This is a genomic window from Microbacterium sp. zg-B96, from assembly GCF_030246865.1.
Taxonomy (GTDB): domain Bacteria; phylum Actinomycetota; class Actinomycetes; order Actinomycetales; family Microbacteriaceae; genus Microbacterium.
Map to the genome: position 1 here is coordinate 2,958,712 of NZ_CP126738.1, position 20,822 is coordinate 2,979,533.

Annotated in this window: 17 protein-coding genes; 5 read left to right on the plus strand and 12 right to left on the minus strand. The window is 70.4% G+C overall.

Annotation, left to right across the window (positions count from 1 at the left end):
• Positions 1-81 precede the first annotated feature (81 nt).
• The 4 genes from QNO11_RS14080 to QNO11_RS14095 are packed head-to-tail and all read left to right on the plus strand — an operon-like array spanning position 82 to position 6,448.
• A complete protein-coding gene (locus QNO11_RS14080; RefSeq protein ID WP_257507636.1) occupies positions 82-1,998 on the plus strand; it encodes a heparinase II/III domain-containing protein in 1,917 nt (638 codons plus the stop codon).
• Positions 1,995-3,104, plus strand: coding sequence for a substrate-binding domain-containing protein (locus QNO11_RS14085; RefSeq protein WP_257507635.1), 1,110 nt, complete (start codon positions 1,995-1,997; stop codon positions 3,102-3,104). Before QNO11_RS14080 ends, QNO11_RS14085 begins: the two co-directional genes overlap by 4 nt.
• Positions 3,101-4,708, plus strand: a complete 1,608-nt coding sequence (locus tag QNO11_RS14090; RefSeq protein WP_285169402.1) for an acyltransferase — start codon at positions 3,101-3,103, stop codon at positions 4,706-4,708. The genes QNO11_RS14085 and QNO11_RS14090 overlap by 4 nt, the downstream gene beginning before the upstream one ends.
• A gap of 30 nt (positions 4,709-4,738) precedes the next feature.
• Positions 4,739-6,448 carry a glycoside hydrolase family 35 protein gene (locus QNO11_RS14095; RefSeq protein ID WP_257507634.1) on the plus strand — a complete coding sequence of 570 codons (1,710 nt, stop codon included), beginning with the start codon at positions 4,739-4,741 and terminating at the stop codon, positions 6,446-6,448.
• 95 nt (positions 6,449-6,543) lie between these two features.
• On the opposite strand, the gene QNO11_RS14100 is transcribed toward QNO11_RS14095, so the two are convergent.
• From QNO11_RS14100 to QNO11_RS14155, 12 genes are all read right to left on the minus strand, one after another.
• Positions 6,544-7,650 (minus strand): glycerate kinase, encoded by a 1,107-nt coding sequence (locus QNO11_RS14100; protein ID WP_257507633.1) that lies wholly within the window; start codon positions 7,648-7,650, stop codon positions 6,544-6,546.
• Positions 7,647-8,672, minus strand: a complete 1,026-nt coding sequence (locus QNO11_RS14105; RefSeq protein ID WP_257507632.1) for a LacI family DNA-binding transcriptional regulator — start codon at positions 8,670-8,672, stop codon at positions 7,647-7,649. The genes QNO11_RS14100 and QNO11_RS14105 overlap by 4 nt, the downstream gene beginning before the upstream one ends.
• Positions 8,669-9,556, minus strand: a complete 888-nt coding sequence (locus QNO11_RS14110) for a sugar phosphate isomerase/epimerase family protein (RefSeq protein ID WP_257507631.1) — start codon at positions 9,554-9,556, stop codon at positions 8,669-8,671. Before QNO11_RS14110 ends, QNO11_RS14105 begins: the two co-directional genes overlap by 4 nt.
• Positions 9,553-10,755 carry a dihydrodipicolinate synthase family protein gene (locus QNO11_RS14115; RefSeq protein ID WP_257507630.1) on the minus strand — a complete coding sequence of 401 codons (1,203 nt, stop codon included), beginning with the start codon at positions 10,753-10,755 and terminating at the stop codon, positions 9,553-9,555. Before QNO11_RS14115 ends, QNO11_RS14110 begins: the two co-directional genes overlap by 4 nt.
• Complete coding sequence (locus QNO11_RS14120) at positions 10,752-11,885, minus strand: Gfo/Idh/MocA family protein (RefSeq protein ID WP_257507739.1); 1,134 nt, start codon at positions 11,883-11,885, stop codon at positions 10,752-10,754. Before QNO11_RS14120 ends, QNO11_RS14115 begins: the two co-directional genes overlap by 4 nt.
• Positions 11,886-12,158: 273 nt before the next feature.
• The gene (arfA, locus tag QNO11_RS14125; RefSeq protein ID WP_257507738.1) at positions 12,159-13,676 is read right to left on the minus strand and encodes an arabinosylfuranosidase ArfA; all 1,518 of its coding nucleotides are present in this window, start codon (positions 13,674-13,676) and stop codon (positions 12,159-12,161) included.
• A gap of 30 nt (positions 13,677-13,706) precedes the next feature.
• Positions 13,707-14,369 (minus strand): hypothetical protein, encoded by a 663-nt coding sequence (locus QNO11_RS14130; RefSeq protein WP_257507629.1) that lies wholly within the window; start codon positions 14,367-14,369, stop codon positions 13,707-13,709.
• A 2-nt stretch (positions 14,370-14,371) separates the two neighbouring features.
• Entirely contained in the window at positions 14,372-15,298 is a 927-nt protein-coding gene (locus QNO11_RS14135; RefSeq protein WP_257507628.1) for a carbohydrate ABC transporter permease, read from the minus strand.
• Positions 15,295-16,290: a carbohydrate ABC transporter permease gene (locus QNO11_RS14140; RefSeq protein WP_257507627.1), complete on the minus strand. Its 996-nt coding sequence runs from the start codon at positions 16,288-16,290 to the stop codon at positions 15,295-15,297. Before QNO11_RS14140 ends, QNO11_RS14135 begins: the two co-directional genes overlap by 4 nt.
• A 77-nt stretch (positions 16,291-16,367) precedes the next feature.
• Positions 16,368-17,666 carry an ABC transporter substrate-binding protein gene (locus QNO11_RS14145; protein ID WP_257507626.1) on the minus strand — a complete coding sequence of 433 codons (1,299 nt, stop codon included), beginning with the start codon at positions 17,664-17,666 and terminating at the stop codon, positions 16,368-16,370.
• 184 nt (positions 17,667-17,850) lie between these two features.
• A complete protein-coding gene (locus tag QNO11_RS14150) occupies positions 17,851-18,786 on the minus strand; it encodes a family 43 glycosylhydrolase (RefSeq protein ID WP_257507625.1) in 936 nt (311 codons plus the stop codon).
• Entirely contained in the window at positions 18,783-19,877 is a 1,095-nt protein-coding gene (locus QNO11_RS14155; protein WP_257507624.1) for a Gfo/Idh/MocA family protein, read from the minus strand. Before QNO11_RS14155 ends, QNO11_RS14150 begins: the two co-directional genes overlap by 4 nt.
• Before the next feature lie 96 nt (positions 19,878-19,973).
• On the opposite strand from QNO11_RS14155, the gene QNO11_RS14160 reads away from it, so the two are divergent.
• Positions 19,974-20,816 carry a DUF1295 domain-containing protein gene (locus QNO11_RS14160; protein ID WP_257507623.1) on the plus strand — a complete coding sequence of 281 codons (843 nt, stop codon included), beginning with the start codon at positions 19,974-19,976 and terminating at the stop codon, positions 20,814-20,816.
• The last annotated feature ends 6 nt before the right edge of the window (positions 20,817-20,822 follow it).

Sequence of the window (20,822 nt, forward strand, 5' to 3'; positions counted from 1 at the left end):
CGATCAATTGCAAGACTGAAACAGACTTGTTATGGTCGTTTCTGATCGATTTGCGAAGAAGCGAGTCGCAACGGAGAGGACGTGAGCGTGGAGCTGAGCCCCACGGCATTCACCGGTCCGCTGCACCTGCTCTTCGGCAGCAGCACCGCGATGCTCCGCCCCACCGGGAGCGCCCTGCCCGTGCCGCCGGCCTCAGACCGGGCGACCTGGGCGCCCGAGAGCGGCACCGTCGATTCGAGCGCGGTGGCCGAGATCCTCGCCGCTGCCCGCGCCGACATCGGCACCGTGTGGCCGCAGACGATGGCCAGTGCGGCCGCGCGGGTGCACCGCGACGGCGACCGCGACCAGTGGGAGCAGCAGCACTATGCGAGGCAACGTCGGCTCAGCCGTGCTGCCGTCGCCGCCGCCGTCACGCTCGAGGACCGCTTCGTCGACGAGGTGGCGGACGGCATCTGGCAGTTGGCGGAACAGTCGTCGTGGTGCTGGCCGGCCCACGACGACACGATGCAGCGGCACGGGAGCGTCCTGGCGACCGTCACCGACCCGTTCCTCGATCTCGGAGCCGGCGAAGTCGTGGGGCAGCTGGCCTGGCTCGACCACCTTCTCGCCGAGCAGCTCGACCGGCGCTACCCCGGCATCAGGGCTCGCATCCGACACGAAGCCCGGCTGCGCGTGATCGAGCCGTTCCTGCGCCGTCGGGACTGGCATTGGCTGGGACTGGACGGCCATGTCCACAACTGGAGCCCGTGGATCCACGGCAACGTGCTGGTCGCAGCTCTCGCCCTGATCGACGACGGCCCCCAGCGTGATGACGTGGTGCGGCTGGTCGTCGAGGGCATCGACCGCTACGTCGCGGTGCTGCCTGACGACGGCGCCATCGACGAGGGCTATGCGTACTGGTGGAACGGGGCCTGCCGAGCACTCGAAGCGCTCGACATCCTCGCCTTCGCGACAGACGGAACATGGGATGGCGCACCGGGCGTCCCCGCGTTGCGTGAGACGGTCGCCTTCCCGCATCGCATGCACCTGGGCGGGCCCTGGTACGTCAACCTCGCCGACGGTCCGGCACGTCCCCCCGCACACCAGCCGTGGCATGCGCTGCACCGTGCGGCGCGCGCCGTCGGCGACGACGCCGCCCGCGCTCACGCCGCTGCCCACCGCCATCCCGGTGCGCCTGCCGCAACCGAGCACGAGGGATTCGGACGGCTGCTGCGCGGTCTCACCGACACCGCCTGGCTCGACGCACGGCCACAGCGATCCCCCCTTCCGGCGGACGTCTGGTTGCCCTCGACGCAGGTGCTGCTCGCGCGGCCCGCCGCCGGTTCCTGCGCCGGCCTGACGGTCGTTGCCAAGGGCGGGCACAACGGCGAGAACCACAACCACAACGACGTCGGCTCGTTCATCGTCGCTTCCGACGGTGTGCCCGTCGTCGTCGACGCCGGCCGCCCCACGTACACCGCTCAGACGTTCGGCCCGGACCGCTATGCGATCTGGACGATGCAGAGCAGCTGGCACAACGTGCCCGAGATCGCCGGTGCGCCGCAGGCGGTCGGCGCCGAGCACGCGGCATCCGACGTCGCCGTCGACATCGCCCCGCACACCTCCCGGCTGCAGCTCGAACTGTCCGGCGCGTACGCGCAGGCGGATGCCGGTTCCTGGCACCGCACCGTTGCGCTGGATCGCGGCAGCGGAGCGGTCCATGTCGACGACCGCTGGACCACCGGCGCACCCGGCTCGACGCTGCACCTGCTGCTGGCCGGCGAGGTCACCGCCGCCGCGGGCGAGGCCCGGGTGATCCCGCCGGACCCCGCCCGCCCGGTCCGCATCTCGTGGCCGAGCGATGCCGCATACGTGCTGGAGGTGCGCAACCTCGACGATCCGATGCTCTCCGAGGTGTGGGGCGCGCACCTGACACGACTCGAAATCGTCCTGGATGACCGCAACGCACTGCGAGTCACGATAGAACAGGACTCACCAGACGAGGACGACCACCGATGACCGATCCCATACCCGCACTGCTTGCCGCCGAACGCCGAGCCCACATCCTGGCGACGATGCAGCGAGACGGTGCGGTGCGCATCTCCCAGCTGACCGAGGAGCTGGGCGCGGCCGCGGTGACCCTGCGCCGAGACCTGGCGCAGCTGGAGCAGGAGGGCCTGCTGGTCCGCGTGCACGGCGGTGCCATCGCGGCATCCGGTCAGCCCACCACCACCCCGGTACCCGTCGCCGTCGACGCCGGATCGATCGCCGTGCTCGTCCCGTCGCTGAACTACTACTGGCCGGGGGTCGTGCGGGGCATGGAGTCGGCCGCGCGCCGGCGCGGCCTGCGCCTCCAGCTGCGCGGTGCGTCATACGAGCTGCAGGATGAGCGCCCCGTGCTGGAGCGGCTGGTGCGCAGCGGCGACGTGCGAGGGCTCATCGTCGCCCCGAACACCGACACCCCGCATGCCCAGGACGTCATTCAGTGGCTCGCCGACTGCGGCACCCCGAGCGTGCTGGTCGAACGGGACGGGATCGTGCAACCCGAGGGGGTGCCCGCCGAATCGGTCACGACCGATCACGCGCTGGGCGCCGTGCTCGCCGCGCGCCACCTCGCCGCGCTCGGGCATCGCAAGGTGGGGCTCGTGCTCTCGCGCAACTCCCCCACGTCGCGCAAGATCGCCGCCGGCTGGGCGGCGGCATGCGACGAGCTCGGGCTCACGCCGGCCGAGCACATCGAATCGACCCTTCCCGACCGGGGCAGCGCGGAGTTCTCCGCCGCCGTGGACGCCACCCTCGACCAGGCGCTGGGCACCGGCGTGACGGCGCTGCTGGTGCATTCGGATCCCGAGGCGATGGCGTTCGTCGACCTCGCTTTCAACCGAGGCATCTCGGTGCCGGAGGATCTGTCGATCATCGCGTACGACGACGAGGTCGCCGAGCTGTTCACCCCGGCGCTGACGGCGATCGCCCCGCCGCGGGTGAGTGTGGGCGAGGCGGCGGTGGAGCTGCTGTCCTCCCGCCTGGCCCACCCCACCCAGGCTGCCCGACGGGTCATCCTCAACCCGCGGCTGCGCGTGCGCGGGTCCACCGCCGCGCCACGCTCCACAGAGCGACCGGCATGATCGACCGTCACGAGCACTCCCCCTGGGACTTCTGGAGCACCGCCGGCGCCGAAGCGCAGACCGCGCAGCGCAGGCTGCAGTCCGATCTCGTCGGCTCGCACCCCGGCTGGGCGTTCGGCGACGAGTGCTTCGTCTCGGAACTGGCCGCAGTCGACGCGGACACCCTGACCCTCGGCGATCGCTCCTACATCGCCGCCGGCGCCTACCTCACCGGCACGCTGCAGATCGGTGCGGACTGCTCGATCAACCCCTACACCGTGGTGCGCGGTACGGTCAGCTTCGGCGATGCCGTGCGGATGGGCGCGCACAGCTCGGTGCTCGGCTTCAACCACTCGATGGCGCCGGGCACCCCGGTGTTCCGCCAGCCGCTGCGCAGCGACGGCGTGCGGATCGGCGACGACGTGTGGATCGGCTCACACGTCGTGGTGCTCGACGGCGTCACGGTCGGCGACCATGCGGTGCTCGCCGCCGGCGCGGTGGTGACCAAGGACGTACCGTCCGGCGCCATCGTCGGCGGCAACCCGGCCCGACTGCTGCGGTGGCGTCTCGAGCCGGCGTCCGCCGCGTCGCCGCTGGCCGAACGCCTGCGCGATTTCGCCGCCACCGCCCGCGCAGAGGCTCCGGCGCTGCTGGCACGCGCGCGTGATACCGGCACCGGTCTGTTCGTCGACCGTCCCGGTGCCCCGGTGACGGTGCGCGCGCAGGGCGATGCGATCGAGATCGCGGATCTGCTGCTGGGTTCGCCACCACCGGGCACCGAGCGCGCAGGGCTCGTGGCACTCCTGCAAGGCTGGCAGGATGCCGCGACCGGGGCCGTCCCACCCCTTGATGCAGCGGGGCCCACTGACTGGGCAGACGACGACACGGCCTACCACGCGCTCAGCATCGGCTACGCGCTCGACCTGCTGGGTGCCCGCTTCCGGCATCCGCTCGCCGTGATCACCGCCGCGACACCGACCTCGATCGTCGAGCGGCTGCAGGCCCTGCCCTGGACCACGGATCCCTGGAATGCGGGCCACCATGTCGACGCGCTGGGCACCGCCCTGTTGTGGACCAAGCGCCGCGGGGACATCGTGCCGCGCGGAGTCGAGGAGGCGCTGTTCGGGTGGCTCGTGACCCACGCCGACCCTCGCAGCGGAATGTGGGGCGAGCCACCCGCGGACCTCGGCCTGCTGCCGGTGGTCAACGGCTTCTACCGCGCAGCGCGGGGGACGTTCGCGCAGCACGGCGTGCCCGTGCCGTACCCCGAAGCGGTCGTCGACACGGTGCTGCGGCATGCGCGCGACGACCGGTGGCTGCATCCCGCCCGACGTGATGCCTGCACCGTTCTCGACATCGCACATCCGCTGTGGTTGACCCGTGACCGCGGCTACCGCACCACGCAGACGCGCGACCTCGCGGAGGATCTGCTGCACCATGCCTTGGACAACTGGCATCCGGGCGCCGGAATGGCCTTCCGTGCCGAGGCGACCGACCCGGGGCTGCAGGGCACGGAAATGTGGCTCGCGATCATCTGGTACCTGGCCGATCTGCTCGGTGTCTCGGACGCGTTGGGCTATCGCCCGCGCGGCGTGCACCGGCCCGAGCCCGCTCCGCTGCCGTAACGTCCTACCCGCCTCCCCGAAAGGGAACCCGTGAGCACTTTCTCCATCGGCGAGACCGACTTCCTCCTCGACGGCCGCCCGCACCGCGTCATCGCCGGCGCGCTGCACTACTTCCGCGTGCACCCGGGGCAGTGGGCCGATCGCATCCGCAAGGCGCGCCTCATGGGGCTCAACACGATCGAGACATACGTCGCGTGGAACGCCCACGAGCCGGTGCGGGGGCAGTGGAACACCACCGGCGCCAACGACCTGGGCCGATTCCTGGATCTGGTCGCTGCGGAGGGCATGCACGCGATCGTGCGACCGGGGCCGTACATCTGCGCCGAATGGCACAACGGCGGGCTGCCGGTGTGGCTGACCAGCACCCCCGGCATCCGGCTGCGCCGATCGGATGCCGCCTACCTCGAGGCCCTCGAGGTGTACCTGCGGCGCGTGTACGCGATCGTCGCACCGCGGCAGATCGACCGCGGCGGCAACGTCGCGCTGGTGCAGATCGAGAACGAGTACGGCGCGTACGGGTCGGACCAGGACTACCTCGCCGAACTGGTGCGCATCACCCGCGACGCCGGCATCACCGTGCCGCTGACGACGGTGGACCAGCCGATGGACGACATGCTCGCCGCCGGGACGCTCCCCGGGCTGCACACCACCGGGTCGTTCGGGTCGCGGGCGGCCGAGCGCCTCGCGACGCTGCGCGCCCACCAGCCGAGCGGACCGCTGATGTGCTCGGAGTTCTGGGATGGCTGGTTCGACTGGTGGGGCGGGGTGCATCACACGACGGATGCCGCCGATGCCGCCGCCGAGCTGGACACCCTGCTGGCGGCGGGCGCGTCGGTGAACATCTACATGTTCCACGGCGGGACGAACTTCGCCCTCACCAACGGCGCCAACGACAAGGGCCGGTACCTGCCGATCGTCACGTCCTACGACTACGACGCCCCGCTGGACGAAGCGGGCAACCCGACCCAGAAGTACCACGCGTTCCGCGAGGTCATCGCCCGCTACGCCCCGGTGCCGGACGAGGTGCCCGCGGCTGCGCCGGCTGCCCCGGTGTTCGAAATGGCGCTGCGGCCGGTCGGCGGCACGGTCGCAGGGGATGACGCGAGTGTGACGCGCGAGCACCCGGCGACGTTCGAGGACCTCGCACACCTGGGCGCGCTGCTGCGCTACGAAGCCGATCTCCCCGCGGAATTCACCGGCGGCATCCTGTCGTTCGAGGAGGTGCGCGACCAGGCCTGGGTGTCCGTCGACGGCGTGCGCATCGGCACCATCTCGCGGACGCGCCACGAGCGGGCGCTGCGGATTCCCGCCGGGCGCCGCGTGAGCGTGCTGGTCGAGGAGCAGGGGCGCGTCAACTACGACGTCCGCCTCGGCGAGCCGAAGGGGCTGATCGGCACCGCGATGCTCGGCAGCGCAGCGCTGACCGGTTGGACGGCGACGCCGATCGATCTGGCGGATGCGGCATCCGCCCCCGAGCTGGTCGTGCTCGAGGGCACGTTCACGCTCGAGGAGCCTGCCGACCTGTTCCTGGACACCGGCGGCTGGGGCAAGGGGTTCGTGTTCGTCGGCGACCTGCTGCTCGGCCGCTACTGGGCCAACGGGCCGCAGCGCACCCTGTACGTCCCCGCGCCCGCAACCCGCGCCGGCACGAACCGGATCCGCGTGATCGAGCTCGACCAGGTCCTCGATCCCACGGCCCGCTTCGTCGCCGCCCCCGCCCTGGGCCCGTCCGCCGAGTAGCCGGCCCGCCCAGCCCCACCCACCTGAACCGTGAGACCACAGCTGGTGGCCGAGACAGTGGGAAACAACCACGGTCTCGGCGACCAGGTGTGGTTTCAGCGGGAGGGGCGGCGGGCCAGGGCGGCGCCGGCGGCGCGGAGGTGGCGGGCTGGGTGGGCCAGCGATGACTCGGGGGTTCCGGCGAGGTCGGTGAGGGAGACGGATGCCGCGAAAGCGGCGGTGTCGGCGGTGATGCGGCCCGCGACGAGCGCGGTGGGCACCCCGGCAGCCGCGGCGAGCGCGGCGACGAACGTCGGCACCTTGCCGGCGGCGGACTGACCGTCGAACGAGCCCTCGCCGGTGACGACGAGGTCGGCGCCGGCCACCGCCTGGCGCAGTCCGATCAGCTCCGCCACTTCCGGCGCCCCGGGAACCAGCCGCGCACCCCAGGTGAGCAGGCCGAAGCCGGTGCCGCCGGCGGCCCCCGCTCCTGGCGTGGCGGGGTCGACCGGCACCAGGTGCGCCCAGCGGGCCAGCGCGGCGTCGGCGCGCACCACGCCGTCGGGATCCAGACCCTTCTGCGGGCCGAACACCGCCGCGGCGCCGCGGGACCCGAGAAGCGGATTGGTCACGTCGGTGAGCACCACCGCACCTCCCGGCGGCAGCGGCCGCAGGCCGGCGAGGTCGGTGGCGGCAAGCGCGTCCAGGCCGCGCGCTCCGGGGGCGACGTCGGCGCCGGAAGCGTCGGTGAAGCGGGCGCCGAGCGCGCGCAGCACGCCGATGCCACCGTCGGTGGAGGCACTGGATCCGATGCCCAGCACGAGCCGGGAGACGCCGTGATCGAGCGCGGCGGCGATGGCCTGCCCGAAGCCGGTGGTGTCGGCATCCCACGGCAGGCGGCGCGGTCCGAGCAACTCGATGCCGGAGGTGGATGCGAGTTCGACCACGCCGGTGCCGGCGGGGGCATCGGCAGTGGGCGGCAGCAGCAGCCACGACACCTCGACTTCGGCCGCGTCGGGCCCGGTCACCCGCACCGGCATCCGCACCGCGCCGTCGACGGCGGTGGCGAACGCGTCGAGCGTGCCCTCTCCCCCGTCCGCCATGGGACGCAGCACCATCGCGGCATCCGGCTCGACGTCGAGCCAGCCGTCGGCCAGCGCACGCGCGGCATCGGCCGCCCCGATCGACCCTTTGAAGCTGTCGAGGGCGACGACGATGTTCACGGGCGCGGCGGCGTGCTGTCGCGCAGGCGCACCTCGAGCCGCAGCGGCTGCGGCGTCCAATCGGGGTCCGTCGCAGCGCGGAAGGTCTCCAGGCCCACGTCGGCCAGCGGCACGGCCACGGTCGACAGCGCCGGGGTCACGTCGCGGCTGGTGGGGATGTCGTCGAAGCCGGCGAAGGCGATGTCGGTACCCGGTTCGCGACCCGCGTCCCGCACGGCGGACATGGCACCGATGGCCACGACGTCGCTGACCCCGAACACCACGGTGCCCGCCGCCACGCCGTCGGCGAGGGCCGCGGTCATCAGCTCTGCGCCCGATGCGCGGGAGAAATCGCCGCGGTACACCCGGGGAGTCCCGCCGCCACCCGCCGTGAAGCCTTCGGCGAATCCGGCGAGACGGCTGTCGCTGGTGATGACGCCTTCCGCCGCCGCCAGCGCGATCGCGCTGCGGTAGCCGCGCTCGGCCAGCGCCGCACCCAGAGCGCGGGCGCCGTCGCGGTTGTCGATCTTGACGGTGCGCACGCTGTCGGTGCCGACGCCCAGCGCCACGACGCGCCCGCCCGCCGCGGTCACGAGGTCCAGCTCGGCCAGCAGTTCCGGGGCGATCTCCGGTGCCGTCCGGGAGGCCGCGAGGATCACGCCGCGCGGCCGCTGACCTCGCAGCGCCCGCACCAGGCGCACCTCGCGTTCGGTGTCGCGCTCGGTGATGGCGACGGTGACGACCAGACCGGCCTCGTCGGCACCCTGCGCGACCCCCGAGGCGATCTCGCCGAAGTAGGGGTCGGCGATATCGGCCACCAGCAGCGCGATGATCGCGGAGGTGCCCCGTGCCGTCGCCTGCGCGGAGAGGTTCGCGGTGTACCCCAACCGCGTCGCGGCGGCCTGCACCCGCTCCCGGTAGGACTCTGCCACCTTGCGGTTCGAGCCGTTGAGCACCCGAGACGCGGTCGCCAGCGACACCCCGGCCTCCCGCGCGACGTCATGGAGCGTGGCGGAGCCGGACCGCAGGCGTTCGGTGGTCACGATCGCGATTCTAGGGGGACGGCCAGGTGCGGCGAGACCGCCCCGCCGAACGCCGCCGCGGTGCGCTGCACCGCCACGAGCGGGTCGGTGGCCCAGACGTCCTCGTTGAAGATCTCCACTTCGATGTCGCGGTCGTATCCGGTGGCCATGACCGCACGGGTCAGCGCCGCCAGATCGATGACCCCATCCCCGGGATAGTGGCGGCCCAGCAGCACGTCGGCCGGCAGCGGTGTCTTCCAATCGCACACCTGGTAGGTGGCGATGCGCCCCTCGGCGCCGGCGCGGGCGATGGATGCCGCAACGTCGGGGTCCCAGAAGATGTGGAAGGTATCGACGGTCGCCCCGACAACGGCGGGGTCGAAGTCCGCCGCGATGTCGAGCGCCTGGCCCAGGGTCGATACGACGCAGCGGTCGGTGGCGTACATCGGATGCAGCGGCTCGATCGCCAGGGTCACTCCCGCGGCCGCGGCGTACGGTACCAGCTCGCCGATCGCGTCGCGCACGCGCTCCCGGGCGCCCACGAGGTCGCGTGACCCCTCCGGCAGCCCCCCGGCGACCAGCACCAGGATCGCCGTGGACCCGGCCGCCCCCGCGGCGGCCAGCGTCGCGGCCTCATCGATCGCGACGCGGTTGTCATCGATCGACGCGCGGCGGGCGGGACCCTCCGGCATCGTGAAGAACCCGGCGCGGCAGTGCGTGGTGAACCGCAGCCCGGAGTCGGTGAGCATGCGTGCGGCCACCGCCAGCCCGACCTCCTGCACCGGCTCCCGCCACAGTCCGATCGCCGGCACGCCCGCCTCGGCGGTGACCCGCAGCGCCGTGGCGAGGTCGGCGTATTTGATCGTGGCCTGGTTGATCGACAAGCGGGGATCCACCGCGTTCATGCATCCACTCCGTTCAGGCGCAGCAGTCCGTGCCAGCGGGCGGCGGCCAGTTCCGGCTGCTCCAGCGCGGCGGCGGCGTTGGCAAGCTCCACGATGCGCGACAGATGAGGCAGGCTCCGCGCCGAGTGCAGGCCGCCGACCATCTGGAAGGCGCTCTGGTGGCCGTTGAGCCAGGCGAGGAAGGCGACGCCGGTCTTGTAATAGAAGGTCGGCGCGGCGAACACCTGCCGGCTGAGTTCCTCGGTGGGTCCGAGGATCTCCAGGTACCGGGCGGGGTCGCCGGCATCCAGCGCCTGGATCGCCGCCGAAGCCACCGGGGTGAGCGCGGCGAACGCGCCCAGCAGCGCATCGGAGTGCTGCCGCGGGCTCGCCGGGTCGCGATCGGGCTGGGCGGCGTCGGGCACGTCTCCGCCGCCGATGAGACCGACGTAGTTGAAGTCGTCCCCGGTGAACATGCGCACGCCCGCGGGCAGGCGCTCGCGCACCGACACCTCGGATGCGGCATCCAGCAGGCTCATCTTGACGCCTGAGACCTTGTCGACGTTCTCGCCGATGATCTCCAAGAGCACCTCGGATGCCGCGCGCCAGTCGGTCGACCCGAAGTAGGCGCTGAGCTGCGGGTCGAAGGCGGTGCCCAGCCAGTGCAGCACGACCGGGGTCGTCGCCGCCTGCAGCACCGCGCGGTACACGCGGCGGTAGTCGTCGGCTGATTCGGCGGCGCGGGCCAGATGCCGGCTGGCCATGAGCACGGGGCCGGCGCCCTGTTCCTCGGTGAAGTGCAGCTGCTCGAGGTAGGCGGCGATGATCTCGTCGATCGAGAGGGTCTCCGCCTCGATGTGGTCGGTGTTGACCCCGACGACGACCGAGCCGCCCTCTTCCCGGGCGACGGCGGCGGATCGGGCGATGAGCTCACGGGTGGCTGCGGCATCCAGCCCCATGTTGCGCTGCGCGGTGTCCATGGCATCTGCCACGCCCAGGCCCCAGGAGTACACCGAGCGGCGGAAATCCAGCGTGGCATCCCAGTCGATCTGCGCCGGCTGCCCCGGGGTGTTGTCCCCCCACGCGACCGGCACGACGTGCGCGGCGGCGTAGGCGACGCGGCTGCGGAGCGCCCCGGTGGGCTTGGCGTAGCCGGGCGCGTCCTTCAGCGCCGCGGCGGTGACGACGCCGTCGGCACCGAGCAGGGTCAGCGTCGTCACGGTGCCTCCAGCGTGAGGGCGGGCAGCGTCACCTTGCAGCCGTCGCGGCTGGAGCGCAGGCCCGCCTCGGCCAGCAGCACGCCGCGGGCGCCGGCGAGCAGGTCGAAGGCGTAGTCGGTGCCGGTGGCGTAGGAGATGAGGAACTCCTCCCACTGCTGCCGGAAGCCGTTCTGGAACACCTCGTTGACGGGGACGTCGGCCCAGTCGGCGTCGTAGTCGTGGTCGTCGGCGAGGTCGGGGTTCCACACCGGCTTGGGGGTGGCGTTGCGGTGCTGGATCTTCGCGCCGAACAGGCCCACGACGGCCGAGCCGTGCGTGCCGTCGACGTGGAACTCCACCAGCTCGTCGCGGTTGACCCGCACCGTCCAGCTGGAGTTGATCTGGGCGACGATCCCGCCGTCGAGCTCGAAGATGCCGTACGCGGCATCCTCAGCGGTGGCGGTGTAGTGCTCGCCCTTCTCGTCCCAGCGGTCGGCGATGTGCACGGCTGCCTGGGCGTAGACGGTCTTGATGGGGCCGAACAGGTTCTCCAGCACGTAGTTCCAGTGCGGGAACATGTCGACGATGATGCCGCCGCCGTCTTCGGTGCGGTAGTTCCAGCTCGGGCGCTGCGCGGGCTGCCAGTCACCCTCGAACACCCAGTAGCCGAACTCGCCGCGGACCGACAGGATGCGGCCGAAGAACCCGGAGTCGATCAGGCGCTTGAGCTTCTGCAGCCCCGGCAGGTACAGCTTGTCGTGCACGACCCCGGTCTTGACCCCGGCCTCGGCGGCGAGCTTGGCAAGCTCCAGCGCCTCATCCACCGACTCGGCGGTGGGCTTTTCGGTGTAGATGGTCTTGCCGGCGGCGATCGCCTTGCGCAGGGCACTGGCGCGGGCCTTGGTGACGAGGAAGTCGGCGTAGATCTCCCAGCGGGGATCAGCCAGAGCGGCATCCAGGTCGGTCGTGTAGTCCTCGATGCCGTGGCGGGCGGCCAGTTCGGCGAGCTTGGCCTCGCTGCGGCCCACGAGCAGCGGCTTGACGGTCACCTTCGAGCCGTCCGGCAGCTCGATGCCGCCCTGGTCGCGGATCGCGAGGATCGAGCGCACCAGGTGCTGGCGGTAGCCCATGCGCCCGGAGACGCCGTTCATGATGATCCCGATCTCGCGCACCTGCGGAGCGGATGCCGGGGCGGATGCGTCCAGGGTGATCGTCTCTGACACTGTGGTTTCCTTCTGCTCGGCGCTGCCCGAAATGTCGGTAAGCGCTTTCCGATTCTTCATCCTGACATCGGAAGACGCTTTCCGCAAGCCTTCCGCTGTTCGCTGCTGTCGTGAGGGTCGGAGATGGGCCGAGCGTAGGACGAAACCGGGTGGATCCGTCCTACGCTCGCCCCATTTCCTACGCTCGACACGCGACTGTGCCTACGCCAGCCGCACCGCGACCCAAGACACCGGCGGCAGCGCCACGGTGAGCGCGGCACCCTCCAGCGTCGTCTCGAGCGGCCGCACCCCCACCCGCTCCGGGTCGGCGAGTGTGTTCGCGGCGTACATGTCGTCCTCGTGCAGCAGGTGCGCCTCCACGACGGCGAGGTCGCGGCCGAACTCCGCCGCCATGCCCGACAGATCCAGCCGCAGGTCGGCTGCTTCGGTCAGCGACCGATTCACGACGAAGACGCTCACGCCGTCGTCGTCGACGGTCGCGACGGCGTTGACGTTCGCGACCTCGCCGAAGCGCTCGCTCGGGAACGTGCCGGCATCCACCGGCACCCGCACGACGCGGTCTCCGGCCAGGCGCGAAGTGATCGAGAACGGGAAGAACGTGGTCTGCCGCCACGCGATCCCGCCCGGCTCGGTCATGATGGGCGCGATGACGTTCACCAGCTGCGCCAGGGACGCCGATCGCACCCGGTCGGCGTGCTGCAGCAGCGTGATCATGAGGTCACCGAAGACGACGGCATCCAGCGCGCTGTACTGGTCTTCCAGAAGCCGCGGCGCGACCGGCCAGCCGGTCTCCTTCGGCTTGTCGTTCTGTCCCCCGTTGTCGTTGTGGAGGTACCAGACGTTCCACTCGTCGAAGGAGATCATGATGCGCTTGTCGCTCTTCTTGGTGGCAGCCACCGCGTCGGTGATCGCGCTGACCGCTTCGATGAACCGGGCCATGTCTACGCCGGAGGCGAGGAACTCCTGCGCGTTGCCGCCCATCTCCTGGTAATAGGAGTGGCAGGAGATGTAGTCCACATCGTCGAAGGCGTGCTCCAGCACCGTGCGCTCCCACGACCCGAACGTGGGCATTCCGCTGGCGGAGGAGCCGCACACGACCAGCTCGATGCCCGGATCGAGCATGCGCATCGCCTTGGCGGTGCGCGACGCGAGCTTGCCGTAGTCCTCGGCGTTGCGATGCCCGAGCTGCCAGGGGCCGTCCATCTCGTTGCCCAGGCACCACATGGTGACGGCGAAGGGATCGTGGCGTCCGTTGGCGGCGCGCCGGCGGGTCCAGTCTGTGTCGGCGTTCGCGTTGGCGTACTCGAGGAGGTCAAGGGCCTCCTGCGTGCCCCGCGTACCGAGGTTCACCGCGAGCATCAGATCGCTGCCGACCCGGTCGAGCCAGTCGGCGAACTCGTGCAGCCCGACCTCGTTGGTCTCGGTCGAGTGCCACGCCAGATCCAGGCGACGGGGGCGCTGGTCGCGGGGCCCGACGCCGTCCTCCCACCGGTAGCCGGAGACGAAGTTGCCGCCGGGATAGCGGATCGTGGAGACTCCGAGTTCGCGGACCAGCTCGATCACGTCGGTACGGAACCCGTCGGCATCCGCCGTGGCGTGCGCCGGTTCGTAGATGCCGTCGTAGATGTGGCGGCCGAGGTGCTCGACGAAGCCGCCGAACAGGCGGCGGTCGAGCCGAGCGGTCTCGAAGCGGGGGTCGACGGAGCCGTGGGCAGACATCACGAGGAGCGGTTTCCTTCCGGAGGGGTTTCAGGCACGCCCGCGACGGCGGGTGGGGACGGCGACGACGGCGAGCGCGGCGCAGCCGATGGCGGGGATGAACAGCGGCACGAGCACCCAGGTGACCACCACGACGAAACCGGCGGTGGCGACCAGGTAGGCAGCTCCCGCGATGTCTCCCGTGACCCGGCGCGGCACGGTGCGGATCGCCGCGAGCCAGCCGGTCTGCGGCGTCCAGGCGGCGGCCGCGGTCAGCAGCGTCAGCGCGACCACCGCCAGGCCCACCCAGCCGATGACTTCGATGACTGCCCCGCCGGGGAGGAACCCGGACCGCGCGAGGTCGATGTCCAGCAGCAGCACGAGGGCCGCCACCAGTGCGACCAGGCCGACCACGGCACCCGGCAGCAGCCCGCGCCGCACATCGCGCCAGAACAACTCCTGCCGGGAGTCCTCCGCCGCGGTGAAGCGGCGCAGGTGCCGGATGCCGGCAGCCAGCGCGACCGGGAGGGTGATCACCAGCACGCTCACCACCGTCACCAGGAGCCCGGTGAGCATCACCTCACCGAACAGCGCGAACCGGCCGGTGGCCCCCGGATACTGCGCCGGAGGCCGCTCCTGGGGTACCGGTCCGGCGCCGGAGATCTCGTCCCGGCGCGCGGCTTTCTGCTCGCGACGGCTCACGGCGGGGGTCATCACTAGCCCTTGAGCCCCTGGGTGGCCACGCCGTCGACCAGGAATCGCTGGAAGACGATGAAGAACAGCAGGATCGGGATGAGCGCGACGAACGACGCGGTCACCGTGGCGCCGTAGTCGCTTGAGGACGTCTGGTCGTTGTAGAGGCGCAGCGCGATGGGAAGCGGGTAGTTCTCGGGGCTGGTGAGGTACAGCAGCGGTCCCAGGAAGTCGTTCCAGGCCCAGATGAAGGCAAAGATCGCGCAGGTGATGAGCGCCGGCCTGATCAGCGGCAGCACGATCGACCAGAAGATGCGCAGGTGCCCCGCGCCGTCGATCTTCGCGGCCTCATCCATGTCACGCGGCATCTGCCGGATGAACTGCACGAGCAGGAAGACGAAGAACGCCTCGGTGGCGAGGAACTTCGGCAGCAGCAGCGGCCAGAACGTGTCGACCATGCCGAGGTTGTTGAACAGGATGTACTGGGGAATGATCACGACGTGGAACGGCAGCAGCAGCGTGCCGATCATCGCGGCGAAAAGGATGCTGAGGCCCCTGAACTGCAGGCGGGCGAACGCGTAGGCGGCGAGCGAGGAAGAGATCAGGGTGCCGATCACCGACACGGCGGCCAAGAGGAACGAGTTCCAGAAGAAGCGCCACATCGGCACTCCGGCGATGCCCTCCATCACCTTGATGTAGTTGTCGATCGTCGGGTTGTTGGGGATGAGGCCGGGGTTCTGGCCGAACTCCGCGTTCGGCTTGAACGTCGACATGAACAGCCACACGAGCGGATAGAGCACGATCGCGGTGATCGCCAGCAGCACGACGAACCAGATGACCGTCTGCCACGTCTTGCGCTTGATCCTGCGACGGGGGGTGGTCTTGCTGTCGGGGTCGACCTGGTTCTCGACCTGGATGAGCGCGTTCTCGGAGAACGAAGAAGTAGTCATCGGTTGTCTCCCGAGTAGTGGACCCAGTTCTTCTGGGTGCGGAAGAGGATCAGGGCGATGATCGCGACGACCACCAGCAGCACCCAGGCGATCGCGGCTGCGTAGCCCATGCGTCCGTCGGCGAAGCCCGTCTTGTAGAGGTAGACGGTGATGAAGTTGGTCATGCCGGCGGGTCCGCCGCTGCCGTTGGAGATGATGTAGGCCGAGCCGAAGACCTGGAAGGCGCCGATGAGGCCCAGCAGCAGGTTGAAGAAGATGACCGGCGACAGCATGGGCACCGTGACGGCGCGGAAGCGACGCCACGCGTTCGCCCCGTCCATCTCGGCCGCCTCATAGAGCTCCTTCGGGACCTGCTTGAGGCCGGCGAGGAAGATCACCATCGTGCCGCCGAACTGCCAGACCGCCAGCAGGATCATCATCGGCAGGATGAGGCTCGGCTGGCCGATCCAGCCGCCCAGGTCGATCCCGAAGACATTCAGGCCGTTGTCGACGGGACCGTCGGTGTTGAACATGGCGCGCCAGACGATCGCGACCGACACCGAAGCGCCGATCAGCGACGGGGCGTAGAAGGCGGAACGGAAGAACGCGGCGCCCTTGTCGCGGTAGTTCAGCAACATCGCCACGGCCAGTGACGCCAGCAGCGAGATCGGCGTGCCGATGAACACGTAGATGAGCGTGATCTGCGCCGACTGCATGAAGTTGGGGTCGTCCGTGAAAAGGCGGACGTAGTTGTCGAAGCCGATCCACTTGGGCGGCGAGAAGATGTTGTAGCTCGTGAACGACAGGTACAAGGAGTACGCCATCGGCAGCAGCGTCAGGCCGAAGAACCCGATGAGCCAGGGCACGAGGAACCCGTAGCCGGCGATGGTCTCCTTGCGGGCCCGCTGTCGCTGGCCCGGGCGGGACAGGTGCTCGGGTCGCTCCTTGCGCACGGTCCGCCGCCGGTCGGACGGCTCTTTCGTGACGATGACCCTGGTCGCAGTGGTGCTCACGGGTACTCCTGGTGTGATGAGGGAGTGTGCAGGTGGTGTCCGGGGCCCGGACGATGAGTCCGGGCCCCGGAAGCGGGTCATCCGTTGAGGACGATGTCCATCTCGCTGAAGAACTGCGCGACGGCCTCGTCAACCGTGATGGTGCCGAAGTTCAGCTCCGTGCCCAGCTGGCGGAACTTCTCCTCCAGCGTGCCGAAGCCGACGATCGGCACCGGCGGGGCGTCGCCCAGACGGTCGGCGATGGCAGCCTCGTGGTCGGCGACCTGCTGGCTCAGCGGGTCGAGCTCGGCTGCCTCAAGGGCGGTCTCCGAGGCGGGGAGACCACGGTTGGTGCCGAAGATCGCACCTGATTCGGGCGAGTTGATGAGGAAGTTGACCAGCGTGGCTGCTGCCTCGGGGTGATCGGACTTCGACGAGATCGCGTGCAGCATCGAGGGCTTCAGGTACAGATCCTTCGCGCCCTCCTCGGTCACCGGCGGCTCGAGCAGGTTCAGCTCGGTGTAGCCCTCTCCGAGGTTCGCGAGGTAGCCGGCACCGAAGTTGTCCCAGGTGAGCTCGGCGGCCTGCATGCCGGTGTCGAACGGCCCCAGCGGAACCAGTTCCTCGATGCGCTGCTGCGGGACGGCCACGCCGTCGCGCAGCGGAGCGCCCTCTTCCCAGAACTCGGTGAGGCGCTCCTCGTCGAAACCAGGCTCGCCCTCCTCGTTGAAGAGGTAGGAGTCCTCCGAGCGCAGCTGCAGTTCGAAGTTCTGGATGCGGCCGGTGTAGTCGCTGCCGCCGTAGAACTCGCCCCCGCCGGCCTCGGTGATCTCGGTCATCCATTCGGCGTAGTCGTCCCACGAGCCGCCGGCGAAGTCCTCGACGCCGACGCTTTCGAGCACCACCGGGTTGGTGAACAGGCCCCAGGCGTTGGTGGAGGTCGGGATCGCGTACGTGGCGTCGTTCACGACACCGATCGAGAGGATGTTCTCGGAGAGCGGCTCGGTCTCGATGATCTCGCCCAGGAACGGGTCGAGGTCCAGGAGCAGGTCGTTCTCGGCGTACTGGCGCAGGTACGAATAGTCGAACTGCATGACGTCGGGAAGACCGCCGCCGGCCGCCTCGGTCTGACGCTTCTCCCAGAACTCGGGGAAGCCCAGGAACGAGGCGTTGACGGTGATGTTGGGGTATTCCTCGTTGAACGCCGCGATGGCCTCGTTGTAGAGCTCGGCGCGCACGTCGTTGCCCCAGAACGCGAGGTCGAGGGTGACCTTTTCGTTCGGGTCGAATTCCTCGGCCGGCTCGGCGTCTCCGCCGCCTCCGGCGCAGCCGGCGAGGGCCAGGGCCGCGCCGGTTGCAAGGGCGACTGCAGTGATCGCCCGTTTGGTGCTGAACATCTTTGTCCTTTCCTGGAACGTCCGTGTCCGTGTTGCTTCCGCGGGACGTTCGTTGTCCGTGAGTGTGCGGTGCGCTCCCGATGCTGAGGTCGGGAAAGCGCTTGCCCGCAACCGTACTACGTGCTGAAACGTTTCGCAAGACATCCGGAAGACGCTTTCCAGCCCGGTTTCCGGGGGAGCCCCGCTAGACCACTGCGGTGATAAGTGTGCCATCCGTTACCCGCAGCAGGATGCGGTACACCGCGCACCGGCGGTCGTCGACGGTGTCATCCTCGAAGAGGTGCGCCGCGGTGCGCGCGGGGTGGCCGAAGTAGTAGAACCAGGAGTCGTCGCCGTCGCGCACGGCAGCGCCGTGGTGGCCGAACCCGGGTCCGGCGACCTCGCCGGCGCCGAGAATGACGGCATCCTCACCGCCCTGCCGTTCCCACGACACCGCGTCGGCGGACCGATACACGCCCATCCCCCGCCACTCGTCCACGATGAGCCACCACCAGCCGCCGAGCTCGAATGCACTCGGCCCCTCGTGCGGTCGCCCGCCGATGGCGGTGCCCTCGTCGCGCCAGGCGGCGAGGTCGTCGGAGACGGCGACCTTCGTCACGCTCTCAGCGGCTTCGTCCTTGTACCACAGGCGCCACCGGCCGTCGGGGGTGCGGGCGACGGCGGCGTCGATGACGCGGTCGCTGGCAAGCTCCAGTGGCCCCCGCCGCTCCCATCGGGCCAGGTCATCCGAGTTGTATTCCACGATCGTGCGGGCGTGACCCGGCCAGCGGTCGGGCACGCCGTCGATCTCGGTGAGGTACATGCGCCAGCGGTCCCCGTCGTGCACCACCTCGGGTGCCCAGTGGGTCACGGCTACCACAGCGGGCGGCGGGCCCGGCTCGAGCGCGAGGCCGGCGGCATCCGGCTCCAGCATGCCGGCGTACTGCCATGCCACCCCGTCGCGCGAGCGGGCGACGCCGATGCGGCTGCCGTGCACCCAGGCCACTCCCGGACCCGGATCGGAGTGGGTCGCCCGGCGCTGGGTGTAGAACATCCACCAGGTGCCCTCCGGCGCGATCACGACGGTCGGGTCGGTCGCCCCGTCGTACACCGGGTCGCGGTACAGCTCGGCGGAGGTCACCCGCCCACGCCGCGCATGTCGGCGACCGGGCTGGCGAACCCGCTGCGGTGCGTGGGGTGCACGGCAAGATCGGCCGGAGTGATCACGGCGCCGTCGGCGGCCGCGGAGGCGTAGATCGCCGCGACGAGCTCGAGCGACCGTGCCGGTGCGTCGGCAGTGGGCGGCAGCGGCGTGCCCGCGCGCAGCGCATCGAACACGTCGCGCAGCAGCGGCGCATGGTCGCTGCGTTCCTCGACGTCGGGCAACTGCCACGCCGCGGCGCGGTCCTCGAAACCAGGGGCGGGGGTGATCGCCCAGTTCTCGTGGCCGTGACCGTAGACGTGATCGACGGTGACGGTGGCCTGCTGCGTATCTATGCGGATGGAGCTGGTCTCGCGGGGCGACACGGCGCTGGTGACCACCTGCGCCACGACACCGTCGGCAAAGGTGACCGTCGCCGTGGAGGCATCCTCGGTCTGAGTCTCGCGGTCCAGGCGCCACAGCCGCGCCTGCACGCTGGTCCACTCTCCCAGCAGGAACGCCAGCAGGTCGAGCTGGTGGATGCCGTGACCGAGGGTCGTCCCACCGCCCTCGGTCTCCCACGAGCCTCGCCACGGCACCGCGAAGTAGGCGGCATCCCGGTACCAGAGCGTCTGGCACACCGCGATGAGGGGCCGGCCCAGCGCGCCCTCCTGCAGCAGTCGTCGCACGTGCGCGGCGGCGGTGCCGGTGCGCTGCTGGAACACGACGGCCAGTTGGCGGTCGGCGGTGACGGCGGCCCGGCGCATCTCATCGAGCTCGTCCAGCGACGGCGCCGGGGGCTTTTCCACCACGACGTGGGCGCCGGCGGCGAACGCGGCGAGCGTCTGGGCGTGATGGGCGGCCGGCGGCGTGCAGATCAGCACGACGTCGGGACGCTCGGCGGCGAGCATCCCCTCGAGAGTGTCGTGCACGGCGGGGCCGCCCCAGCGCTGGGCGAACGCCTCTGCGGCATCACGGCTGAGGTCGCTGACGGCGACGAGTTCGGCGTCGGGATAGGCGGCGACGGCGCGGGCGTGGAAGTGCGCGACGGAGCCGGTGCCGACGATCACGCAGCGAAGCGGGGTGGTCATGCGGGGTGCCTTCCGAGGGTCGGTGCGCCGGGGTCCGGCCGGGGTCCACCCTAGGAGGTTCGGACGGAAAGCGCTATCCGGGGTTAGCCTCGGGCCATGGACCCCCTTCTGCTCGTGCTGCTGGTCGCCGCCGTCACGTGCGCGGCGTGCTGGATCCTGTCCCTGATCACCAAGGACACCTCCTGGGTCGACCGGATCTGGTCGATCGTGCCGGTCGTGTACGTGTGGATCTTCACGATCGCGGCCATCCTGGCCGGGCGGGATGCGCTGCGGCTGATCGTCATGGCGCTGCTCGTGACGGCGTGGGGGGTACGACTGACCTTCAACTTCGCCCGCAAGGGCGGCTACTCCGGCATGGAGGACTACCGGTGGGCGATCCTGCGGCAGCGGATGACCCCCGCCCAGTTCCAGGTGTTCAATCTGCTGTTCATCGTGCTGTACCAAAACGCGCTGCTCGTGCTCATCACGCTGCCGGCACTGATCGCCTGGCAGCATCCGTCCCCCTTCACTGGGTGGGATGCCGCGCTGGCGGTGCTGTTCCTGGCGTTCCTGGTCGGCGAGTTCATCGCCGACCAGGAGCAGTGGGAGTTCCACCAGGCCAAGAAGCGCGCCGGCGGCACGCTGGAGCCCGGTTTCGTCACGACGGGCCTGTTCCGCGTGAGCCGGCATCCGAACTTCTTCTTCGAGCAGGCGCAGTGGTGGGCCTTCTATGGGATCGGCGCGGTCGCGGCCGTCTCGGCCGGGCTGGGCGTCTGGGGCGGCCTGGTCAATTGGACGATCGCGGGAGCGGCGCTGCTGAGCGTGCTGTTCATCGGATCGACGATCTTCACCGAGTCGATCAGCGCCGCCAAGTACCCCGCGTACGCCGACTATCAGCGGCGCACGTCGATGCTCGTGCCGTGGCCGCCGCGGCGGTCGGTGGCATCCGCGCGCACCTAACGCCGA

Excerpts from the sequence above, each read along its gene's own strand:
- QNO11_RS14110 (WP_257507631.1), bottom strand. The coding sequence starts at position 9,556 with ATGAACGCGGTGGATCCCCGCTTGTCGATCAACCAGGCCACGATCAAA.
- QNO11_RS14130 (WP_257507629.1), bottom strand. The coding sequence starts at position 14,369 with ATGACCCCCGCCGTGAGCCGTCGCGAGCAGAAAGCCGCGCGCCGGGAC.
- QNO11_RS14155 (WP_257507624.1), bottom strand. The coding sequence starts at position 19,877 with ATGACCACCCCGCTTCGCTGCGTGATCGTCGGCACCGGCTCCGTCGCG.
- QNO11_RS14120 (WP_257507739.1), bottom strand. The coding sequence starts at position 11,885 with ATGAACGGCGTCTCCGGGCGCATGGGCTACCGCCAGCACCTGGTGCGC.
- arfA (WP_257507738.1), bottom strand. The coding sequence starts at position 13,676 with ATGTCTGCCCACGGCTCCGTCGACCCCCGCTTCGAGACCGCTCGGCTC.
- QNO11_RS14090 (WP_285169402.1), top strand. The coding sequence starts at position 3,101 with ATGATCGACCGTCACGAGCACTCCCCCTGGGACTTCTGGAGCACCGCC.
- QNO11_RS14160 (WP_257507623.1), top strand. The coding sequence starts at position 19,974 with ATGGACCCCCTTCTGCTCGTGCTGCTGGTCGCCGCCGTCACGTGCGCG.
- QNO11_RS14085 (WP_257507635.1), top strand. The coding sequence starts at position 1,995 with ATGACCGATCCCATACCCGCACTGCTTGCCGCCGAACGCCGAGCCCAC.
- QNO11_RS14135 (WP_257507628.1), bottom strand. The coding sequence starts at position 15,298 with ATGACTACTTCTTCGTTCTCCGAGAACGCGCTCATCCAGGTCGAGAAC.
- QNO11_RS14145 (WP_257507626.1), bottom strand. The coding sequence starts at position 17,666 with ATGTTCAGCACCAAACGGGCGATCACTGCAGTCGCCCTTGCAACCGGC.